Source organism: Pedobacter frigidisoli (assembly GCF_004331675.1).
GTDB lineage: Bacteria > Bacteroidota > Bacteroidia > Sphingobacteriales > Sphingobacteriaceae > Pedobacter > Pedobacter frigidisoli.
In genome coordinates, this window is sequence record NZ_SJSN01000002.1 from 144594 (window position 1) to 167400 (window position 22807).

21 protein-coding genes and 3 tRNA genes are annotated in these 22807 nt (G+C 36.5%); 16 read left to right on the forward strand and 8 right to left on the reverse strand.

Translation table 11 applies throughout. The features are described 5' to 3' along the window. Nucleotides 1–134: 134 nt before the first annotated feature. The 4 genes from dinB to EZ449_RS03395 all read left to right on the forward strand — a co-directional run bounded on the left by dinB (nt 135) and on the right by EZ449_RS03395 (nt 6553). The gene (gene dinB, locus EZ449_RS03380) at nt 135–1451 is read left to right on the forward strand and encodes a DNA polymerase IV (RefSeq protein ID WP_317130422.1); all 1317 of its coding nucleotides are present in this window, start codon (nt 135–137) and stop codon (nt 1449–1451) included. Nucleotides 1452–1843: 392 nt separating this feature from the next. Further along, nucleotides 1844–4861, forward strand: a complete 3018-nt coding sequence (dnaE, locus tag EZ449_RS03385) for a DNA polymerase III subunit alpha (RefSeq protein ID WP_131556558.1) — start codon at nt 1844–1846, stop codon at nt 4859–4861. Between the two features lie 76 nt (nt 4862–4937). Next, complete coding sequence (locus tag EZ449_RS03390; protein ID WP_165499684.1) at nt 4938–6044, forward strand: Fic family protein; 1107 nt, start codon at nt 4938–4940, stop codon at nt 6042–6044. After that, nucleotides 6041–6553: a YdeI/OmpD-associated family protein gene (locus EZ449_RS03395; protein ID WP_131556560.1), complete on the forward strand. Its 513-nt coding sequence runs from the start codon at nt 6041–6043 to the stop codon at nt 6551–6553. Before EZ449_RS03390 ends, EZ449_RS03395 begins: the two co-directional genes overlap by 4 nt. A gap of 91 nt (nt 6554–6644) precedes the next feature. On the opposite strand, the gene EZ449_RS03400 is transcribed toward EZ449_RS03395, so the two are convergent. The 5 genes from EZ449_RS03400 to EZ449_RS03420 form a co-directional block, all read right to left on the reverse strand. Continuing rightward, complete coding sequence (locus tag EZ449_RS03400; RefSeq protein ID WP_131556561.1) at nt 6645–7379, reverse strand: polyprenol monophosphomannose synthase; 735 nt, start codon at nt 7377–7379, stop codon at nt 6645–6647. A 136-nt stretch (nt 7380–7515) separates the two neighbouring features. Further along, a complete protein-coding gene (locus EZ449_RS03405; RefSeq protein WP_131556562.1) occupies nt 7516–8997 on the reverse strand; it encodes a peptide MFS transporter in 1482 nt (493 codons plus the stop codon). Nucleotides 8998–9059: 62 nt separating this feature from the next. Next, a complete protein-coding gene (locus EZ449_RS03410; RefSeq protein WP_131556563.1) occupies nt 9060–10646 on the reverse strand; it encodes a peptide MFS transporter in 1587 nt (528 codons plus the stop codon). A 144-nt stretch (nt 10647–10790) separates the two neighbouring features. Then, entirely contained in the window at nt 10791–11687 is an 897-nt protein-coding gene (locus EZ449_RS03415; RefSeq protein ID WP_131556564.1) for a hypothetical protein, read from the reverse strand. Nucleotides 11688–11725: 38 nt separating this feature from the next. Beyond that, nucleotides 11726–12901: an acetyl-CoA C-acyltransferase gene (locus tag EZ449_RS03420; RefSeq protein ID WP_131556565.1), complete on the reverse strand. Its 1176-nt coding sequence runs from the start codon at nt 12899–12901 to the stop codon at nt 11726–11728. A gap of 140 nt (nt 12902–13041) precedes the next feature. On the opposite strand from EZ449_RS03420, the gene EZ449_RS22565 reads away from it, so the two are divergent. Beyond that, a complete protein-coding gene (locus tag EZ449_RS22565) occupies nt 13042–13191 on the forward strand; it encodes a hypothetical protein (RefSeq protein ID WP_165499685.1) in 150 nt (49 codons plus the stop codon). A 189-nt stretch (nt 13192–13380) separates the two neighbouring features. Here EZ449_RS22565 and EZ449_RS03425 read toward each other — a convergent pair whose 3' ends face one another. Genes EZ449_RS03425 through EZ449_RS03435 form a run of 3 tightly spaced genes read right to left on the reverse strand, consistent with a single transcriptional unit; the run spans nt 13381 to nt 14935 of the window. Continuing rightward, nucleotides 13381–13548, reverse strand: a complete 168-nt coding sequence (locus EZ449_RS03425; protein WP_131556566.1) for a ribbon-helix-helix domain-containing protein — start codon at nt 13546–13548, stop codon at nt 13381–13383. Nucleotides 13549–13550: 2 nt separating this feature from the next. After that, complete coding sequence (locus EZ449_RS03430) at nt 13551–14072, reverse strand: hypothetical protein (protein WP_131556567.1); 522 nt, start codon at nt 14070–14072, stop codon at nt 13551–13553. 5 nt (nt 14073–14077) lie between these two features. Next, the gene (locus EZ449_RS03435; protein WP_131556568.1) at nt 14078–14935 is read right to left on the reverse strand and encodes an SPFH domain-containing protein; all 858 of its coding nucleotides are present in this window, start codon (nt 14933–14935) and stop codon (nt 14078–14080) included. A gap of 118 nt (nt 14936–15053) precedes the next feature. Between EZ449_RS03435 and EZ449_RS03440 the strand changes: the two genes are divergently transcribed. The 11 genes from EZ449_RS03440 (at nt 15054) to EZ449_RS03490 (ending at nt 22775) form a co-directional block, all read left to right on the forward strand. After that, entirely contained in the window at nt 15054–17132 is a 2079-nt protein-coding gene (locus tag EZ449_RS03440; protein ID WP_394347117.1) for an HD family phosphohydrolase, read from the forward strand. A gap of 80 nt (nt 17133–17212) precedes the next feature. Continuing rightward, nucleotides 17213–17299: transfer RNA gene (locus EZ449_RS03445), tRNA-Ser, on the forward strand. A gap of 93 nt (nt 17300–17392) precedes the next feature. Beyond that, nucleotides 17393–17466, forward strand: a tRNA-Pro gene (locus EZ449_RS03450). A gap of 57 nt (nt 17467–17523) precedes the next feature. Beyond that, nucleotides 17524–17597: transfer RNA gene (locus EZ449_RS03455), tRNA-Pro, on the forward strand. Between the two features lie 335 nt (nt 17598–17932). Next, nucleotides 17933–18604: a hypothetical protein gene (locus EZ449_RS03460; protein ID WP_131556569.1), complete on the forward strand. Its 672-nt coding sequence runs from the start codon at nt 17933–17935 to the stop codon at nt 18602–18604. Between the two features lie 76 nt (nt 18605–18680). Next, nucleotides 18681–19097 carry a hypothetical protein gene (locus tag EZ449_RS22785; RefSeq protein ID WP_205942934.1) on the forward strand — a complete coding sequence of 139 codons (417 nt, stop codon included), beginning with the start codon at nt 18681–18683 and terminating at the stop codon, nt 19095–19097. 355 nt (nt 19098–19452) lie between these two features. After that, a complete protein-coding gene (locus tag EZ449_RS03470) occupies nt 19453–20049 on the forward strand; it encodes a hypothetical protein (RefSeq protein WP_131556570.1) in 597 nt (198 codons plus the stop codon). A gap of 331 nt (nt 20050–20380) precedes the next feature. Beyond that, nucleotides 20381–21121, forward strand: coding sequence for a PA3715 family protein (locus EZ449_RS03475; RefSeq protein ID WP_205942935.1), 741 nt, complete (start codon nt 20381–20383; stop codon nt 21119–21121). Nucleotides 21122–21419: 298 nt separating this feature from the next. Continuing rightward, on the forward strand, nt 21420–21641 hold the full coding sequence (locus tag EZ449_RS03480; protein WP_131556571.1) for a hypothetical protein: 222 nt from the start codon (nt 21420–21422) through the stop codon (nt 21639–21641). A gap of 84 nt (nt 21642–21725) precedes the next feature. Next, a complete protein-coding gene (locus EZ449_RS03485; protein ID WP_131556572.1) occupies nt 21726–21932 on the forward strand; it encodes a hypothetical protein in 207 nt (68 codons plus the stop codon). A gap of 3 nt (nt 21933–21935) precedes the next feature. Further along, complete coding sequence (locus EZ449_RS03490) at nt 21936–22775, forward strand: hypothetical protein (RefSeq protein WP_131556573.1); 840 nt, start codon at nt 21936–21938, stop codon at nt 22773–22775. Nucleotides 22776–22807 lie beyond the last annotated feature (32 nt).

Here is a 22807-nt window from a genome sequence, read left to right on the forward strand (position 1 = left end):
CCAAAAACATATTCTTAAAAACTAAAAATGTTAGTATATTGTTAATAAGTCTAAGGGCTTATTGCTTAATAAAACTAAATATATTAGTAAATTTGTTTTAAGAATCGCTTGTTGGATTAATAATTGAAAAAAGGATGGTGGACAAAGAAAGGCAGATTATTCACATGGACCAAGACGCATTTTTTGTTTCTGTGGAGTTAAGAAAGAATCCTGATTTAATTGGTAAACCAGTTATTGTTGGCGGGAGTTCAGATCGTGGCGTAGTAACTTCCTGTAGTTATGAAGCCAGGAAATTTGGCGTTCATGCGGCCATGCCCGGAAGAATGGCAAAACAACTTTGTCCGCAGGCAATTTTTGTAAGAGGCAATATGGACGATTATTCCAAAGCCTCACACGAAATTACCGAGATTATTGCTGGGCGTGTTCCCTTGTTTGAAAAGGCAAGTATCGATGAGCATTTTATCGATATGACGGGCATGGACCGATTTTTTGGTTGCATGAAATTCGCATCTGAGTTGCGACAAACAATTTTAAAGGAAATGGGATTGCCTATTTCATTTGGCTTATCTGTAAACAAAACGGTTTCTAAAATTGTAACCAATGAATGCAAGCCAAATGGGGAAAGAGAAATTCCTTTTCCCGAGGTTCGCCCATTTTTAAACCCCTTAGCTGTTCATAAAATCCCAGGCATTGGCGATGCCACCTATAAAAAACTGAGTGAAATGGGCGTTCGAAAAATCCAAACACTTGCCGAAATCCCTCAAGATTTAATGTTCAAAATTTTAGGGCAACATGGCTTAGGACTTTCGCTAAAAGCTAACGGTATCGATTTGTCACCTGTGGTTCCTTACCGCGAAAGGAAATCAATTGGTACACAAACCACTTTCGAAAGCGATAGCATGGATATATCAAAAATGAAAGCAATTCTAACAGGGATGGTTACTAATCTAACTTTCGATTTGCGGAGTCAGCAGAAGTTAACGTCCTGCATTACCGTTACTATTCGTTATTCAAATTTCGAAACGGTTACCCAACAAGCCCGAATTCCATATACTGCGCTAGATTCTTTTTTAATTGATAAGGCGCATGATCTTTTTAAAAAACTCTACACAAAGCGGATGCTGCTGAGGTTAATTGGCGTTAAACTTTCACATCTCGTAAGTGGCTTTGAACAAATAGGCCTATATCATACTTCAGAAGAAGAATACGATTTGTACCAGGCGATGGATAAAGTTCGTAATCATTATGGTGTAGAATCTGTAGTGAAAGCTTGCATAGTAAAACCTCCGCAAAAAGACGAAAATGATAAAGTAATCAAATACAATCCACGGAAGAAAAAGGGAAAAATAAAAATCGAAGAAGAAAATGAAGAAGACAAAACACGAAAAAAATCCAGAATTAGAACTTTTATCAATTCTGATTTGGGAACGGCAACGAAACTGGATGGATAGTTTTTTGGGTTAATTGTTGAGATGTTTAGATCGTTTAAATTGAGCAACTGTTTAAATTGGTTAATTGTTTGTCAACAAATCGGCCCAGGTGGTGGCCCACCGACTATATAAATGAATTCTTGAAGCTGTTTGGCGAGCCACCAAACAGGGGGTAGGGCGATCGTCATGCTGAACTTGATTCAGCATCTTAATAACCTGTTTTGATTAATAAATTGATCATTTAGCGTCATTGAGAAGCTTCTTTAGCCCCAGCAATCTGCTTGTGGGGTGGACTCATTGGAAATACCAACCCCATCCCGTGGCCCACCGACCATATGAATTTTTGAAGCTATTTGGTGAGCCAACAAACACGGGATAGAGATAATTTAAGGACTGTTAATTGAAAATTTAAAATGTTTCTGAATGTACATTCTTCATACAGCTTAAAATACGGAACGATTGATATTAAGGGAATCGTTAGGCAAGCCCGTGCCTTAGGTATTCATCAAATGGTTTTAACAGACATTAATAATTCTACCGGAGCAATTGAGTTTATTCGCGAATGCTATCAACAAGGAATTGCCAAAGAACCCGATGAAGTGCAAAAAGGTAACATTCCATATCTCATCAAGCCAATTGCAGGTATAGAGTTTAGGAAAGATAAAGAGCTAATATATGTTGGCATTGCAAAAAATAAGGAAGGGATGCGGGAGCTTAATGAATTTTTGAGCCATCATAACATTCACGATATTCCTTTACCTAATGATGCACCTGCTCTTGAAAATGCTTTTTTTATTTATCCCTTTGCAAAAACTTTCAGCCGAGATTTAAATAAAAATGAGTTTGTTGGTATTAAAAGCGCCCAATTAAACCATCTCTATAAACATCCATTACTGCAACAAACAGAAAAATTGGTGATTTTGCATCCTGTTACAGTGAGCGATAGAATCGAACATCGTTTGCACGAATATTTGAGGGCAATTGAGTTGAATACACTTTTAACTATGGTACCAGATGATGCGAAATGCGCTAAAGACGAATACTTGATTTCTGAGGAGGAGTTAAAAACCAAATTTGATCGGTTCCCTTTCATGGTGGAAAATACGCAGAAATTGATGGATGCTTGTGATTTGAGTATTTATTTTGAGCCCAGCTCGCAGCCAACATCGAAAAATAGATTTGCTTATTGCAAAGAGGGTGAAGCATTAGATAAAGTGCTCCTCAGGAGAATTGCATTTAAAGGTTTAGAATACCGTTATGGAAAAAACAATTCGGTGGCAATCGAGCGATTGGAAAAAGAGTTACGCATTATCGAATTCAAAAAATATTGTGGTTACTTTTTAATCACTTTCGATATTGTTCGCTATGCGATGGGTAAATGCAAGTTTTACCACGTTGGCAGAGGCTCCGGTGCGAACAGCATTGTAGCTTATTGTTTGCGGATAACCGATGTAGATCCAATCGATCTTGATTTATATTTCGAACGGTTTCTGCATGAGAAACGAACAAGTCCTCCAGATTTTGATATCGATTTTGCTTGGGATGAACGGGAAACTATCCAAAAATACATATTTAAAAAATACCCTACATGGCATGTTGCGTTTTTAGGTACAATGAGCACGTTTAAAGATCGGGCAATTATTCGCGAAATTGGTAAAGTGCTAGGATTGCCAAAAGGTGAGATCGATAGTTTTACTGATCCAACAAAAGAACAGGAAAATAAAAAAAATGCTACTTATCGAAAATTGGTGGCGGTTCATCAACACATGAAAAGTATGCCAAACCAACGTTCAATTCATGCCGGCGGAATTCTGATTTCTGAAGAACCGATCACTTATTATACCGCTTTAGATCTACCTCCAAAAGGATTTGTAACGGTACAATGGGATATGTACGAGGCGGAAGCAATTGGCTACGAAAAATTCGATATCTTAAGTCAGCGGGGTATTGGACATATCCGGGAAGCAGTTCAACTTATAAAAAAAAATCGTGGTAGAGATATTGATATCCATGATTTTAAGACTTTTAAAACTGATCCAAAACTTAATGGTATACTAAAAGAGGGAGAGCCAATTGGATGCTTTTATATTGAATCTCCCGCCATGAGGCAATTGTTAAAAAAGCTAAAGTGTGAGGATTATTTGACATTAGTTGCCGCCAGTTCAATTATTCGACCAGGTGTAGCCAGCTCCGGAATGATGAAATCTTACATCGAACGCTATCATGCACCAGATAAGGTGGTTTACCTCTGTAAAGAAATGGAAGAGCGACTGAAAGATACCTATGGTGTTATGGTTTATCAGGAAGACGTAATTAAGGTTTGTCACTATTTTGCAGGCTTGGATTTAGCAGATGCAGATGTATTGCGTAAGGCAATGAGTGGCAAATATCGATCTAAACTAGCTTTTGAAGAATTGGTCAGTAAATTTTTTATATCTGCTCGAAAACAAGGACATTCAGAAGAATTAATTACAGAAGTGTGGCGACAGATTTCTTCTTTCGCCGGCTATAGTTTTTCGAAAGCACATTCCGCATCTTTTGCCGTAGAAAGTTATCAAAGCCTCTACCTCAAAACCTATTACCCAAAAGAATTTATGGTGGCTGTGCTAAATAATTACGGTGGGTTTTACACCCGTTGGGTTTACGTTCATGAGTTGCAGAAAACGGGAGCGAAAGTGCATTTACCTTGTGTAAACCATAGCGATGATGTGGTTAATATTAAAGGAAATGACGCCTACTTAGGTTTTGTAGGTGTACAGGGATTGGAAAATAAGTTTATTCAGGGCATTCCAAATGAGCGTAATTTAAATGGGCCATTCAAGGATTTGGAGCAGTTTGTGAAGAGAACGCAAATTACGTTGGAGCAAGCAATTTTATTAATCAGATTGGGGGCTTTGCGATTTACAGGAAAGGACAAGAAAACTTTGTTATGGGATATTTATACTTATTTGGGACATAATCAGAAGCGTGTAAATTCAGCTGAGTTATTCAATATCGATCATAAAGAATACAAGCTGCCAGATTTGGAAAATTCGGCAATTGAAGATGCTTATACAGAACTCGAGTTACTTGATTTTCCCTTAAACTTTAATATGTTCGATTTTTTAAAAACAGGCTATCGTGGAGACGTAATGGCCGCAGAATTGAACAACCATGTTGGGAAAACCGTAAAAATGGTCGGGAATTACGTTTGCGAAAAAACGGTACACACCATTAAGAATACAAAGATGTGGTTTGGTACTTTTTTAGATGCTAAAGGTGATTTCTTCGATACTACACATTTTCCAAATACAACACCAATGTATCCTTTTAAAGGAAAAGGTTGCTACTTAATTTTAGGTAAGGTAGTAGAGGATTTTGGCTTCCCAAGTATCGAGGTTCTAAAGTTTGCAAAATTGGATATACAGATGAATCCAGTAGCGATTGATTAATCATGAGCCGAATATGATTGCTAATCGGCTCATAATTTGGCTATTTTTTGAGCCGAATAAATCGTATATTCGGCTCATGAAATACAATTGGGAGCTGTCAGACTGGCCTAATTTTACTTTTTCGTTAACGAATATCGAGCGAAAGCTATACGATTTTGCACAGGAAACGGGTGAAGTTAATGCCCTATTAAAGTCTTTGCCTAATGATGTTAGACAAGAGACCATACTCGAAATGATATTAGCCGAAGCCATAAAGACATCGGCGATTGAAAGCGAATTTCTTAGTAGGGAAGATGTAATGTCATCGATTAAGAATAATCTTGGGATAAACAAAACGCCAGAAATTGTTAAGGATAAAAGGGCTTCGGGAATTGCTGATTTAATGATTGATGTTAGAAACAAGTTTGCTGAAGATCTAAGTGAGCAAGTTTTATTCAATTGGCATAAGCTCTTATTCGCAAATAATAAAACTATAAATGTAGGGAGCTGGAGAACAGGCGATGAAAAAATGCAAGTGGTTTCTGGGCGCTTGGGGAATGAGCAAGTACATTTCGAAGCTCCGCCATCTTCTAGTGTATCAAAAGAGATGAATCGTTTTTTCGAATGGTTCAATCGGACATCACCAAACAAAGAGACCGAGATTAAAGATCCGATCATAAGAGCGGCGATTGCGCATCTTTATTTTGAATCCATTCATCCTTACGAAGACGGTAATGGCCGAATTGGAAGAGCTATTGCAGAAAAAGCAATTTCACAAACACTGGGCAGGCCTGTTTCGCTTAGTTTATCTAAGACTATTGAAAGTGATAAAGCTAAATATTACCAGGCCTTAAAAAATGCTCAAAAAAGTAATGAGATAACTGATTGGTTAATTTATTTTGTAGATGTAGTCTTAAATGCCCAGATTGAAGCCAAAAAGATGATTGATTTTACATTGAATAAAATAAAAGTATTTGATTTTTTTAAAGAGACATTAAATGAAAGACAGCAGAAAGTATTACAAAAAATGTACAGTTTTGGTTTGGATGGTTTCATAGGCGGAATGAGCACTAAAAAGTATATCTCAATAACTGGCACCTCGAAAGCAACTGCTACTCGTGATCTTCAAGCACTAGAAAACTTAGGTGTTTTAGTTGCTTCTGGTGGTGGAAGAAGCATTCACTATAATTTAAATTATACATGATCCACTTCAAGGCAGAAATAGAGCGTTTCGAACAAATGGGCGAAAAAACGGGTTGGAGCTACGTTTTTATTCCAGCAGCTCTGGCAAGCGAGATAAAGCCAGATTGTAAAAAAAGCTTTAGGGTAAAAGGTAAAATCGATCACATTGAAGTAGAGGGAATGGCAACCATGCCAATGGGAGAGGGCGATTTTATTTTAGCCTTGAAGACTGAAGTCCGTAAAAGGCTTAAAAAAGAAGCAGGTGCTAGTCTCGAACTTTTTCTGGAAGAAGATAAAGACTTTAAGGTAGAAATGCCTGAAGATTTGGAAATTTGCCTATCAGAAGAAGAACATTTGATGCGCAATTTTTTAGAACAAGCTAAATCACATCAGAATTATTATATCAATTGGATTAATCAAGCCAAAACCGAAACTACTCGTACTAAACGTATTGTGATGACGATTACCGCTATGGATAAAAAACAAGATTTTGGAGCAATGATTAGGGAAAGCCAGGGGAAGAAGTTGTGAGTTTTGAGTTCGGTGTTTTGAGTTTCATTGCAAAAATGAAAATAGGTCCGGAGTATTAAGTGCAAATAGAAAATACCTATTGACTATAGACTTAAGACTTCCGACTATATTCCCTAAACCAACTATTCACTTTCATTTGGATAACCCCTAAAAAGGCCTCTCTGAAAATACGTGTACTCATTTTAGAAGTTCCCTCAGTTCTATCGGTAAAAATAATTGGAACCTCAACCACGTTAAATCCGAATTTAATGGCTGTAAATTTCATTTCAATTTGAAAGGCATAACCAACAAATCTAATTTTATCCAAAGGGATAGTTTCCAGCACAATTCTACGATAACATTTAAAACCTGCCGTAGCATCCTGAATGGTAATTCGAGTAATAAAGCGAACATACATCGAGGCAAAATACGACATTAAAACCCTGCCCATTGGCCAGTTTACAACATTAACACCTTTAACATATCTCGATCCGATGGAAACATCTGCGCCATTAACACAGGCATCGCGTAAACGAGCCAAATCATCTGGGTTGTGAGAAAAATCAGCATCCATTTCGAAAATGTAAGCATAATCTTTTTGTAAGGCCCAGTTAAAACCGTAAATGTAAGCAGTTCCTAAACCTTGTTTTCCTGAACGTTCCTCGATAAATAAATGCCCTTCGTATTCTTGTTGTAGTGACTTAACAATTTCGCCAGTGCCATCTGGAGATCCGTCATCAACAATTAGAACATGAAAAGGCTGAGTTAAAGAAAATACCTTACGGATAATCTTTTCAATATTTTCCTTTTCATTGTAGGTAGGTATGATAACTAAACTATCTGACACGGTATTATAAATTTAAATTCACTTATGCTTGATGCTTTGGTCTTTTAGCTTTCAGCTTCTCGGGGGCGAAAGTAAATATTAAAAACGAAATAAACTGTATCTAGCGCATCAATACCAATTAATAATGGTTAAATAGTTATCTAACTTCTCCCATTAGTTTTTTAACCAATTGTGAAAAGATGATTAAAGCCACTCCTGCAATTAAGGAATATAAGGCTAAAGATTTATAACCTTCAGTATAAGCCATCAATTTGGTCATTAAAGAAGCATTTTCAATACTCGACATTTCTGCCCCCAATTTCCCAGCAGCCAATTGCCCAAAGGCACTAGAGAGGAACCAAAGTCCCATCATCATTCCAAACATTTTCTTTGGCGATAATTTAGTGATGATGGACATTCCGATTGGCCCTAAACATAGTTCGCCAAGCGTTAGTAGCAAATAAGCCAAGGTGAAAACATTTAATGAGCTTATGCCATCTGCTGTTGCAAAAAACCTAGTGGCGTAAAAAACATAGAAACTAAGCGCCAATAAAAGAAAACCAATTCCAAATTTAACGACCGTATTCGGCTCAATTTTACGTTTGTACAACCCAAGCCACAATATGCCAACAATCGGACTAAAAACGATCACGAAAAATGAGTTTACACTATTGTTAACCACGTTTGGATCAATATTAAAGAAGAGCAAACTATGGTCTAAATTATCTTTCGCAAATAAAGATAAGGAGCCTCCACTTTGTTCGGATATCGCCATAAAAATGAAATAGCAAAAAATAAAAACGAAAGCAGCCATCAACTTATATTGAGCTTTGCTATCCTTTAACATAGCTGTTTCGTATATGAAATAAATCATCGCCACAATGCCAATAGTGTACATAAAATAGTCGGTAAATGCAGTATTCTTTACCATGATAAATATGAAAGGAATGCAGATTAACGACCCAATGTAGGTTGCTATTTCGTATGTAGTTCTTTTTGTTTTTTCCAAATGCAGCAGAGGAGAATTACCAATAGGACCAAGGTGCTTTTTGGTGAAAATGAAAGTTCCTAATCCAAATGCCATAACCAAAGCCGCAGATAAAAAGCATAAATGCCAAGAAACATACTTACCTAAATAAATGCACATCGCTCCGCCTAATAAGCCGCCGATATTAATTCCTGCATAGAAAAGTCCGTAGCCAGCATCTCTTCGATTATCCTTTTCATGATACAATTCTCCAACCATTGATGAAATGTTTGGTTTGAAGAAACCTGTTCCAATAATGGAAAGCGTTATGCCGATATAAAATAAATCTTTTGGCGAAAAGGCTAAAATTAGGTTTCCAATAATCATTAAGGCACCTCCCCAAAAAAGGGATTTTTTAAACCCTAAAATTTTATCGGCAAATATTCCACCAATAAAAGTGAATGCATACACAAAAGCTTGGATGGCACCATACTGCAAATTCGATTTCTGATCGTTTAAGCCCAGTTGCTCTACCATAAAGAAAGCCAAAACACCCCGCATTCCGTAAAAACAGAAACGTTCCCACATCTCAACCAACGATAAATACCATAACTGTTTTGGATATTTACCTTCGAAATTTTGAATCTCTGCTATTGTAAGTTCTTTCTCCATCGATTAATTTAAAAGAAAAACCCACCATAGCGGTGGGTTTCAGTATTGAAAAAATAAATTTATTAGTGAACGCCGTGCATCCATTTGCGTAGCAACGGACTTAATGCAAACATGATTAAACCCGCTACAACGGGGATAATTGTAAATATTAAAAAGAATGTTGAAATAGAATATGTCGAGCTAATTTTATCAATCAAACCTCCAGTTGCACCCGCAAGGTAATTTCCAATTGCAGTACAGGTAAACCAAACACCAAACATTAAGCCTACATATTTTACTGGCGATAATTGACTCACATAAGATAGGCCAACTGGGGAAACACAAAGTTCGCCCACGGTGTGGAAGAAATAAGCGAAAACCAACCAAAACATGCTTACCTGTGCTACCGTTGCGCCTCGCGGAATATCAGATCCGCCGTAGGCTAAACCTGCAAAACCTAAGCCAACAAAGATTAACCCTAAACCGAACTTAACAGGGCCACTTGGGTTAAATTTAGTTTCCCATAATTTAGAGAAAAATGGTGCTAATGAAACAATAAAAAATGAATTTAAAATACCAAACCAAGATGCTGGTACTTCTGTATTAACTGAATTAAATTCTTTTTGAACTTTCCATATTGCCAAGCCCCATATAATAACGAAACTTATTGCAGTGAAAATAACAGTAGCAGGATATTTTGCGAATATTTTTTTAGCCAATCCGAATAAAACAATCGACACGGCTAACAGTGGGAATATGGTTAAAGCAGCATCAGCCCATTTAAAGATCGAGCTTGCATTTCCATCAAGATTTCTTAATGTATAATCCTTAGCAAAGATTGTCATAGATCCACCTGCTTGCTCAAATACCATCCAGAAGAATACCGTAAAGATTGAAAGAATAAAAATAACCAATAAACGCTGATTGGCTACCTTTTTAGGGATCTCATCTACAACTTCTACTTTTTTATTTGTGTTGTCAATTTTTGCACCTATTGTTCCAAATATTTTTTGTCCGAAATAGAATTGTAGCATACCGAAGAACATGAAGATACCTGCAAGGCCAAATCCCCAATGCCAGCCAACCTTTTCGCCTACATAGCCACACATTAATATGCCTAAAAATGCGCCAGAGTTAATACCCATGTAAAAAATGGTGTATGCAGCATGTTTTTTGTCACTGGTAAGTGGGTATAATTTACCAACCATCGATGAGATATTTGGTTTAAATAATCCATTTCCAACCATCATTAAAATAAGGCCTAAATAGAAAAAATTTGCACTGAAACCCTCCATAGCCATTGATGCATGACCAAGCGTCATAATTAACGCTCCTAAAATAATTGCCTTGCGATAACCGGTTAACTTATCTGCAATTAAACCACCAACAATAGGAGTAAGGTAAACTAATCCAGTGTACCAACCATATAAGCTCAACGCCTCAGGTCTAGTCCAATGCCAGCCACCTTTACTTATTTCGCTTACGAGAAAAAGTACCAATAACGCCCTCATTCCATAGTAACTAAACCTTTCCCACATTTCTGTGAAGAATAGTAAAAATAATCCTACAGGGTGATTGATTAACTTTTCATCTGATACGCCTTGCCTCTCTAAATGGAGATCAAGTTCCTTATCATGATCGATACTAATTGTTTCATTAGTTGCTTGCATAAAACTTTGGTTGGTTTTAGTTTATGAATTCAGAATTTGTGTGTTGTTTAAGCTAGTTTGCAGGGCGCAATATAGTGAGCGAATGGCAAACTCACAAATTTTTAGCTGTAACGAAAGGTAATGATGTTGTTATTTTGGTAAATACTAAAACTTCCTAATCGGTTTTAAATTCTTCTTCGGATCGGCGTATAATTCATCCATGGCGTTTGGATCATTGTTAAGTTCCAAGCCCTCTTGAAATTTTAATCGCCCACCAATAATTTTAAACCCATCAAAAGTTCCATCCGATCCGTAAAACTCAGGTCTTCCAACCATTTCAGGGTCGAAAGGGCCAATATGATCGAATACAATTAATCCAGCTTTTTGATCTGTTTTTAACAACATTGCATTTGATTTCACGTATTCGAAAATGATTCGATTTTTACCTTTAAGTTCTTTTCCATCAAAAACGGGAGCGCCAAAAGTCAATTTATCCTGATCGAAAGCAAATGGTTCAATCACTTTTTTGGTGGTAATTTGTGTATTACCTTTCCAGCCCAGCAACACATAATAGGGTAGGCGATTACCACTTTTTACAGGAATAATTTCATAATAACGAGTGCCATACCAATTCTGGTTATCAGTGATGATGTTCGCATCGGCAATATTTTCAGTTTGATCTATTAGTGGATATAGCTTTAAAGGACCATTATTAGTGTTCATTTGGACAGCACCAAAATAACGATAGGTACCATTTGCCAACGGCACATACCAACTTAAAATTCTAAAAACCTGATCTGGTGACTTAACAACAGAAACATTTTTAAGCGAATCGAAAGGGTAAGCAAAAGAGTTGGGCGTTTTCAAGGCTTCAACCAATTCTTTTACAAACCGACCATTTAAACTCATCTTTAGCTCATCGCTTTCTGCGGCATGAGTTGCTTTTGAAATCTTAATTAGCGAATCCTGAAAAACATTGAGTTTTGTTGATGCCTGCTGAGCTTTCACTGAAAAACCATAGAAAATAATAAAGAAAAAAATATAGAATTTGCTGCCTTTCATAATCAATAGGTAACGCTTTAATTAATCGGAAAATTTAATTATAATTTTTCTATAACCAACGCACTTGCACCACCACCGCCGTTACAGATACCCGCAACACCGATTTTGCCATCATTCTGTGCTAAAACCGAAAGTAATGTAACCACAATACGAGCACCAGATGCACCAAGTGGGTGACCTAAAGATACAGCGCCACCATTAACGTTAACTTGTTCTTCGTTTAGCCCAAGCAATTGGTTGTTGGCAATCGAAACTACCGAAAATGCCTCGTTGATTTCGAAATAATCAACATCCTTAATATCGATATTTGCTTTGTGTAATGCTAACGGAATAGCTTTGGATGGAGCAGTTGTAAACCATTCTGGAGCTTGTTGAGCGTCGGCAAAGCCAAGAATTTTCGCTAACGGCTTTATTCCCAATTCTTTTGCCTTATCTGCACTCATTAACACCAATGCCGCTGCACCATCATTTAGAGTAGAGGCATTTGCTGCCGTTACCGTTCCATCTTTCTTGAAAACAGGTTTTAAGCCAGGAATTTTTTCAAACTTAACTGCCGTTGGTTCATCATCTGTGTCAACTAAGGTAATTTCCCCCTTTCTATCCTTAACCTCAACAGCAACAATCTCTCCTGCAAATTTTCCTGTTACCTGTGCGTTTTGTGCTCTTTTGTACGATGTTATTGCAAAGTTATCTTGTTCCTCACGACTAATATTGCATTCCGAAGCACACAATTCAGCCGCCGATCCCATGTGGTAGTCATTGTAAACATCCCAAAGCCCGTCTTTTACCAATCCATCGGTAATTTGCCCGTGGCCTAAGCGATAGCCATTTCGTGCTTTATCTAAATAATATGGCACATTGCTCATGCTCTCCATTCCGCCAGCAACAATAATTTCATTATCGCCATTGGCAATACTTTGGGCCGCTAACATAATCGCCTTTGTGCCCGATGCGCATACTTTATTAATGGTTGTGGCTGGTAAATCTGGCAAGCCCGCAAATTTTGCAGCTTGTGTTGCAGGTGCTTGTCCTAAGTTTGCAGAAAGCACATTTCCCATGTAAACCTCTTGAATTTGTTCTGGGCTCAATCCCGCCTTTTCTATGGCCGCCTTAATGGCAAAACCGCCCAGCTGAGTAGCAGAAAACTGCGCTAATGAGCCTCCAAAGCTCCCGATAGGTGTTCTTACTGCCGATACAATTACAACGTCTTTCATGAATAAAAATTTTTATGATTTTTTGGTTAGGCCGCTAAGTTATGATTTTTTAATACTGCAATAACGAACAAAAGCCCAATTTAATGTGAGTTTAAGTTCACTTATACAGAATGAATGCGTTTATGACGTGAGATTAGGAAATGAACATGATTATAACATCGCTTTCTGCAGCCCCGCCGTACGCTGTATCTTTTGGCGGTGCCAATGCTATCATCAAAATGGCTGCCAAAAGTATGCCGCTGCCGTCGGGTTTAGTTATTGGAGTAGGCAATTCTTTTGATGGGTTATAGATCGCAAATAATGAGCTGACAAGCAAATAAAAGTAATCGCTTTTTAAGATTTGCTAGCGTAAATGATGGAAGCGGCATTTTTTTTGGCTTTTTCTGCCAAAAAGATACAGCGTACAGCGTGTTAAGACGCCCAAATGATTAATGAATATAAGTTTATTCGACGCCTTATGTTATCAATAAAATGAATAGCTATTCCTCCTTTGATTTAACTTTCTTTCGAGATTTAACCGCTTGATTAAGCAGAAACTCAATTTGTCCATTTGTGCTTCTAAACTCATCAGCAGCCCAAATCTCCACTTCCTTTAATAAAGCAGGACTAATTCTTAATACAAAAGCTTTTTTATCTTTCTCAGCCATCCTTAACCTATTGCTTGAATATTATGTCTTGTTTTTAAATTGATGAGGAACAATTCCATTTCTTCAATCTTATTCGAGGTAAATAAAAGTTTTTTACCATCCTTAAATTCAATTTGCAGGCCTTTATTTTTATCATTTAAAATATAGGCTTTATCCTTAAATTTAAACCAAAGTCTGTTTTTAACACCATAACCACCGAAATCTCCAAAAGCATCAAACTTGGTAATGTAAACGGTTTGGATGGAGCTCCACGCCAATAAATTTAATTTAGACTTAAATGGGAAATACTTGTATAAAATTCCCTGTTCATTAATTCTCAATGTCAAGGTATTTTTCTGGATCACAAACACGATGATAAAAGGGAGTAAAACTGCCAAAAGAGGAGCGAAGTAAACGTCTTTTAAATCTTGTGTGCTCATTCCGCCTTTATCAAAAAGCACAATGCTACCTACCATAATTGCATCAACAGCAACTAAAATATAAAGCCACCACAGGTTCAAATTTTGTTTTTCTTCAAACTCCATTGTACCTAATTGTATAATGTTCCAGTATTTACAATAGGTTGAACATGTCTATCTCCGCAAAGCACAACCAATAAATTACTTACCATTGCAGCCTTGCGCTCTTCGTCTAGTTCAACAATTCCTTTCTCAGAAAGCTTCGCTAGTGCCATTTCTACCATTCCAACAGCACCCTCAACAATTAATTTACGTGCGGCAATTACTGCTGTAGCTTGTTGGCGTTGTAACATAGCACTCGCAATTTCTGGTGCATAAGCCAAATGAGAAATCCTAGCCTCCAAAACTTCGATTCCTGCCCGAGATAAACGCTCGTTAAGTTCTGTTTCCAAAATCTCGCTCACTTTTTCTGCTCCATCTTTTAATGTAATGGTAGTTTCTTCCCCTTCAGCATGGTCGTAAGGGAAAATATTCGCCAAATGCCTTACAGCAGCCTCACTTTGAATATTAACATACTGCATGTAGTTTTCTACTGAGAAAACAGCCTTGGCAGTTTCCTTAACTTTCCAAACCACAACGGCAGCAATCTCAATTGGGTTTCCTAATTTATCGTTAACCTTTAATTGTTGCCCGTTAAGGTTGTTTGCCTTAAGCGATAATCTTCTTTTTGTGGTAAGTGGGTTCACCCAGAAAAAACCATCGGCCTTAACTGTTCCGGTGTATTTTCCAAATAAGGTTAAAACCATCGATTGGTTTGGGTTAATGATCAAAAATCCTGGAAATATTAAGAACACATCTATCGCAAGAAGTGCTCCGCCTAAAATAAAGTGCTCCGTAATGAAACAGAAGACTGCAGCACCCAAAAGTGCTATAGATAATGCAAATGTTAAATAGCCAGATGGCGGGCTAATGATTTTTTCTTGATACATAATTGATATTAATTTGATATCATAAAGTAAATTATAAATATTGGTAATTGCAAACAAAATCAGTAAAATGTATATTAGATAAAAATGTTAATTTTGAACGCACAATAATTCCATCGTTTTGGCTAAAATCAAGAGAAATTCACACAAAATCCTTTACCGCAAGTATTCATCAAACCTGAAATATGTAATGATGATTTTTACGGTTTTCATTATTACGCTTTTTCTTCCAAAACAGCCGAGGTTTAGGTATGAGTTTGAGAAAAATGCTGTATGGAAAAATAAAGATCTCATCTCTCCATTTAGCTTTGCAATTTTAAAAACGAATCCGCAGGTTAGTAACGATAAAAAAAATGCATTAAGAGATATTCTTCCTGTTTACCAATTTGATAAGGAGATTATGGGTAATTCCTTAGAGGAGTTTTCTAATGAGTTTGATATAAAGTGGAAGTCGACCCTGCTTACTGAGAAAGATAAAATAACCTATAAATCTGAGGCATATAAAATTCTACAAGCCATTTATTTAAAAGGGATTATTGGCTTAAACGTTAAGCACTTGGGTGGGGCTAAACATTACGATTTTTCTTTGATGCAAAATAACATCGCTAAAGAAGCAAACACCCAAGATGTTTTTACCGCAGAAACCGCATTAAATCATTTTAAGGAAGTTTTTAAAGCGCCTAATCAAGTGATGGCAGATTTAATCACCAATTTAGCTTTAGATCACATTACACCGAACATAGTTTTTGATGAACGGTTAACACAAACCATTCAGGAAAATACGGTAAACAATATCTCCACTACAAAGGGGATGGTTCAAAAAGGCGAACTTATCGTTTCAAAAAACGATGTTATCGACGAGGAAATCTATCAAAAGCTAGAATCTTATAAAGCTACTTACGATGCTCAAACCAAAACAATAGGCAGTCAGGCTCTAGTTTATCTTGGTCAGGTAATATTGGTAGGTTTTATCGTAGCTATTTTAATGTCGTTCCTTTTTCTATTCCGGAAAGATATTTTTGTAGATAATCGCCAGCTTTCTTTAATCTTAATTGTAACCACTGGCATGTTGTTGGCGCTTACTTGGGCTATAAAAATGGAAATACCAAGTTTGTATTACATCCCCTTCTGTGTCGTCCCAATTATTATTCGGATTTTATTTGACACACGTTTGGCGCTGTATTTACACATGCTTGTGATATTAATTGCTGGTTTCTTTGTCGCTAATAGTTTTGAGTTTGTGTTTTATCAGGTTACAGCAGGGATGGTAGCCATATTTAGCATCAAGAACTTTGTAAAACGAGAAAGATTTCTAGTTTCTGCGCTATTTATTTTAGTAGCTTACTTCGTATCTTTTGTCGGTATAGCACTTTTAAGAGAGGGATCATTTCGCGAAATTGAATGGATTAATTTCGTGCCATTCATCTTTAGCGTATTACTTTCTCTTTTAGCTTATCCATTAATATACTTATTCGAACGTATTTTCGGAATTACTTCTGATGTTGCTTTAATTGAGTTGACCAATACCAATAATAAACTCTTGCGTGAGCTCGCTTTTAAAGCACCAGGTACCTTTCAGCATTCATTACAGGTTGCAAACCTTGCGGAGGCTGCTATATTCAAAATTGGGGGCAATTCCGTGCTCGTTAGGGCTGGAGCTTTATACCACGATATAGGTAAGGTTGATAATCCCCAATATTTTATCGAGAATCAAAATACGGCTGTTAGTCCGCATGATAAATTACCTTACGAACAAAGTGCTCAAATTATTATTCAACATGTGCATAAGGGAATCGAGATTTTAAGAAAGAATCAAATACCAGAAGCCATTATTGATTTTATTAGAACACACCATGGAAATACGCGGGTTGATTATTTTTATCAGTCATTCCTAAAAAATACACCTGAGAAATTTGTCGATGAAAATATTTTTCGGTACCCAGGGCCAATACCTTTTAGTAAGGAACAAGGTGTTTTAATGTTAGCAGATTCCGTCGAAGCCGCGTCAAGAAGTCTGAAAAATCCCGATGCTCAGAACATAAACGACATAGTCGAGCGCATCATTAACTACAAATTGGAGCAAAATCAGCTAGATGATTGCGATTTAACATTAAAAGATATTGAAACTATCAAATTGATATTCAAGACGATGCTGATGAGTATCTACCATGTTCGAATAGATTATCAACAAGTTTTGTAATTTTTTTTTGTAGAATAGGTTGTTTTACTATATTTGCAGACCTCAAAACAAGGTCGGTAGGACAAAAAATTGAGGAAAATGGAGAGGTGCCTGAGTGGCCGAAAGGAACAGTTTGCTAAACTGTCGTACTGGTAACGGTACCGCGGGTTCGAATCCCGCCCTCTCCGCACAAAATTAAATTGGCAAAATAAATGGAATTATCATTTTAAAACCGTTACTTTGCCAACCCTTGGAAACAGGGATAAAGAAGATACCAAGTTCGGGATGTAGCGTAGCCCGGTATCGCGCCTGCTTTGGGAGCAGGAGGTCGTAGGTTCGAATCCTGCCATCCCGACAAAAAGTTCAAATCCACTTTTAAAAAAGGGTTTAAAAAAAGGTGATACCTAAAGTTCGGGATGTAGCGTAGCCCGGTATCGCGCCTGCTTTGGGAGCAGGAGGTCGTAGGTTCGAATCCTGCCATCCCGACACAAAAATGGATGAAAATCCAAGTTTAAAACCTCTAAATCTAGTATTTAGAGGTTTTTTATTTCTACTAGTTTTAAGCATTCCTGCTTTAACTAATGCCAAACAATAACAAATTTCCAGCTTCCATATTTCAATAACTCTTATTCACCAAGAAATATTTTTTTATCTCCTACGGGGCTTAGAACAGTTAAAATTCATTGACTAGAAAAAACAATTCTAGCGTGTTTTCTATGCGAATTGTAATTCAATGCCCGCGAATTGTAAATGGATTTGGTTGAATTTGATTGCAACATGTATTTTTATTGAAATCATGAATTATTCAAATTCGTAAAACCATGGATCAAAAACAATATGCAACACATTTGGCATCTCTGGTAGAGGGCATTGATGTTGATTTAGAAAATGATAACCTATCTGATGAGTTTTTCGCCTATTTTCAGTGTTTTATGCCTAATGGCGCAAATGCAGAAAAAATTTTCGAGCCCTTAAAAAATGGACAAGATTTATTTGCCAGAATTTTACCTATCTATCAGGCAACGAATGAAAAAACAATGCAACAATATAGTGAGGGCGTTTCACCAGGCTATTTTTGCCCAAATCCATCAGCTGATAATGCTGAACTGGAGAATTTAGGTAAACAACATATCCAAAATCTTTTGTTTTTTGCGAAATTTATGGAGGATGATGAGCTGCAAGAAATGTTGAACAAAGTTAATGAGGTAGTTATTTTGGCTGCCGAAGAAGCATTGGAAGATGATTATTTAAATGCGTATTTGTATGATGCAGTATCAGATTGGGGATTGGAAAATGAGGCTGAGAATGGATTTATTAGTATATTAAGTGAAGCATATTATTCAATCAATAGCGATTATTATTTATCATATTACCTGCAATATCCAGCTTTTAAAAATAAGCCAAAACAAGATTTTTTGAAGCCTTATTTTGAGATATGGAAAGCTGGTTATTATTGCAAATTAGATAAAACCAAACTATTAATCTACAAATGATCATCAAATTATTGTTTAGTAGGTTAGCGTACAATAAGTTTTCAAATCATCATCAATATTTTTTTAAGGAAAAATTATGACATTTTACGAAAGATATATTAACGGAAACACAGAAGAGGTTTATCAAGAGATTTATGCCTTGAAGCAAGATGCCTTTTTGCCAGAAAATTTACCTGAAATTGAAAAAGTGCTGACAGAAACGTTCAAAAGAGTTGCTTACAACCTTGATATCATCTACAAGGAACTTAAAGTATTTGGCTATCTATTTAAACCAGAACCAATATATAATTTCGATAAACCGTTACATAAACCACTTCCTGATACAGCTATTTTACTGGAGAAACTTGATCATGCAGTAAAACCATTTGGCTACGTACCACTGTCGATGAAATTTTTTTACAGAATTGTAGGTGGTGTAAATTTTGTTTGGGATTACGAAACAAATGAAGATTTTATGTGGGATATGGCCGACCCTATACAAGTTGCTAGTTAAGATAATGTTGTTGAAATAGTTACAGAAGAATGGTGGCCAGAAGACATTCAGCAATATGTTGATGATGAAAATTTTGGAGAAGCATTTTTAGATTTAGCTGCGGATGATTTACATAAGGACAATACCAGTGGTGGGCAAGCTTATGCCATACAAATTACTAAAGAACCAAGTATTGATGGTAATTTCATGAATGAACGGAATAATACAACCTTTATAAACTATTTAAGGATATGTTTTGAGTATTGCGGTTTCCCAAGCATAACCAGACCAGAAATGAAAAATGATTACGAAGCGTTTTTCGCCAAAGTGAAACCACAACTCAAACCAATATAATAGCAACGGCAAGAATGTATTAATGGAATATTTCATAAAGAAAGAAATAGCAAAGCTGCAAAAATTGAGGATAATGAATGTTATTTTCCTTTTAACTGTAAATTTTTCAATCGTTGGTCTATTTATCTATTTTTTTAATGAAGTTTATCGGCAAAGAAATTTAAAAGAAAACTTTATTTCGTATATTTTGCCTACGATAAGCTACATTCAGCTTATTTTATCATTGGTCATTTTGCCACTTTTTTTAATAGTTTACAAAAGATTTGGTGTTTTAGGCGAATTAAAAGTTTTAAATAAAGACTTTAGTTTATTATATGAGGATTATACAAATTCTGTTGATAGACTTTTTACAACACTTCCCCAATATCTAATTTCACAAAAAGGGCTATTTGTCTTTAAGAATTTTAGAAAGGTTTTTTTTCCTCTCCAATCTATTAGCAAAATAATTATCAAAAACGTAAACTTAGGCAGATTTGGGCGCAAATGTCACATCAGGTTTTATGAGAATGATGTCTACAAAACACAAACAACATATTCTTCCATATATCCGCAAGAAGCAGATTTTTTAAAAAAGAAAATAAAAATCATAAACCCAAGTGTAATTTTCGAAGAAATTTAATGTATAGCATTTTCAAATTTTCTGATATTTTTAACGAATTGTAATTCATTGCCAACGAATTGTAATTGCTTAATTAAAACAAGCCACCAAAAATTAATTTTAAACCATTAGGGTTTTGCGCATTGCTATTTACGGTGGGTTGGCGTGAGGGATAGGCAGGGCGGCGAGGAACGAGCTGGTACCCAATCCTGCAAGGTTGGGTACGGAAGCGAAGCGTACCCCAAAATAGCCCGACCCGCTTGGATTTTAGCCGAGGTTTGTGTTGATGGAGAAAAATACAAAGGGGCACGCCCAAATAAATATACATGCAATATAAATTGAAACTCCTTTTATGAATAAACTAATTCTAGCACTTTCATTCCTGTTTATCTGCGGAGCCGCATCATCGCAAGAAGCAGAAACGCAAAACGATTTTCTGTTAGCGAAAGTATTGGCACAATTGAAGTTAAAAAAAACCGACATTAGCCAAGACTTGTACGTAGAAAAGGTTTTGCCAAATGCGAAAACCAATTCGGTGATGGTGATTCCGAAATACAGAAAAAACGAAACAGACCAGTACGGGGGAGTGTACCTCGAATTAGATGCCTTTGTTGTTATTGCTAATAATATTACAGGCAAAATACTACACAAATATCATGAAACAAACGCTTGGACATCAGACGCAATAGCGATACTTGGCATTATTATCGATACAGGGATTTATACCCTAAACAGCGAAACCCGTGCTTTTGGCATCAGGGTCAGCTATGCAAACGGTAGTCAACCAAATCCTTACCGGCGAACCGATTTGTCGCTGTTTATTCGCAAAGATAAATCGCTTAAAAAGGTTCTGAAAGAATATCCAATGGCTACATCTGGAGGAGAATGGGATACCAAATGTGCTGGCGAATTTGAGGAAACAAATGCGGTTATCGATATCGATGGCACTAAAACCAATGGCTTAAATAATTTAATCTTTAAAGAAACAATAGTTACCACAAAAAGGGTTGCTAAAGATGATGATTGCATTGAAAAGAAGACTACAAAATACCGCTCTATAAAGCTAAAATATAATGGGGTTGAATATAAATAGGTTGACTAGAAAATGATATTATGGGATTGTGGTGCAAATTAGAATGGGATCTTGCAATACAAGATCCCTTTATTTTTAATAAGAGCATTTGTCTAGTTTACTTAGAGAGCTGACAGCCTAAAGTTGAAACAATTAAGGACTTGTGCCAACACACTCAAAATGATTGATAGTCGCTTGATCGATCCATTACATGATTAAATGATTTTCTGCATTTCTTTTTTCAAGTATTTATTTTAAATTGTGATGCTGAAAATCCAAAAATACTGTCATCGGGATTTCAGTATTAATCATCCCAACAATGAAAAAAATAACCCTCATTACGGCGATTGCCTGCGCAACCCTTGCAGGTGATGCAACTGCGCAAACTGTAACGCCTCAACAAGAGAACAAGACAGCTACTGCCGCCAAAAAGACTACTGTTGTTAAAAAGAAAGTTGCTGCTAAAAAAAGTACCCCTAAAAAACCTGTTAAAAAGAAGATTTCTAGAATGGTTGGCAGAACGGGCAGAGCGTCTGGGTAATACTTGTGCTCATCAAAATTTAACTTTCTATTGGTATTAGCATTTATTTGCCAAAATTACCGTGAAACATCACTGCAAATCCCTATGAAAAAAATAGCCATTATTACGGCAATAGCTTGCGTTAGCTTAACTACTGAGATCAACGCACAAACTGTAACACCACAAAAAGAGAAAAAGACTACTACTGCCACCAAAAATACTACCGTTGTTAAAAAGAAAGTTGCTGCCGAAAAGCCGGTTGCAAAAAAGGTATATAAAAACGTTGGAAGAACTGGTAGAGGTGGAGGTTAATTCATGTCATTATTCGAAGAAACAAAAATTCCGGCCATTCACCAGAATGATCCAAAGGTAAACCAAGCTACCTGGCTAACATGGAGCAAAGAATTTTTGAGTCTAAACAAGGCTTTACGGCAACAGCAACTAATCAACGGCAAAGTTACTTCTGTAAAAATCAGGGCCTATAAAGCGGGCAATTATTCGGTAAACCTCAAAAATTTCGATAAGGATTTGCTAAATCAATTGAAGCTTTATGCAGCAGAACTCTGTAGGTTCAATCCCAATCAAGAACTCATTTTTTTTACTGGATTAATCAACAGAAAAATTAGTGGAAATCTATTGCAATTTATTTTTGCCACGCTGAAGGAAATTATTGTAGCCAAGCATAAAGACAAATTTGCAGCACTTTACATTCCCCTCGTTTCGGGTAAGAAAATAAGTGAATTGCCCTTGCACAGCGATCTTTTTGTAACCGACATCTTGCTTAATATTTTTGAAAAAGTTAAAATAGATGGTTCTGGTCACTCTACTTTTTTGCCCCTAAACTTTTTCCTAGTGCAAATACTTCCTCAATTGGAAAGTATGCCCCTTAGCATTAGCGAAAAGATAACAGAAATATTAACCGTAGTAACCAAAAAAGATCGATATGATGAATTGGTTAACCTATTATATAATGAAAAGCATCCCTGGAATGAGGAACTTTTAACACTGATGGAAACTCACCAGCAGCGCATCCTTTTTACAAAGGGCGAAGGTTACCTGATCAATGATCGTAATTGGTTGCATGGTAGGGCAGCCACCAATGGTGGTATATTAAAAAAGAGATTGCACCGTTTGGCCTATTGTAGTAGGGATTGAGTTATAATACAAGTAATCTCTGGTTTGAAAAG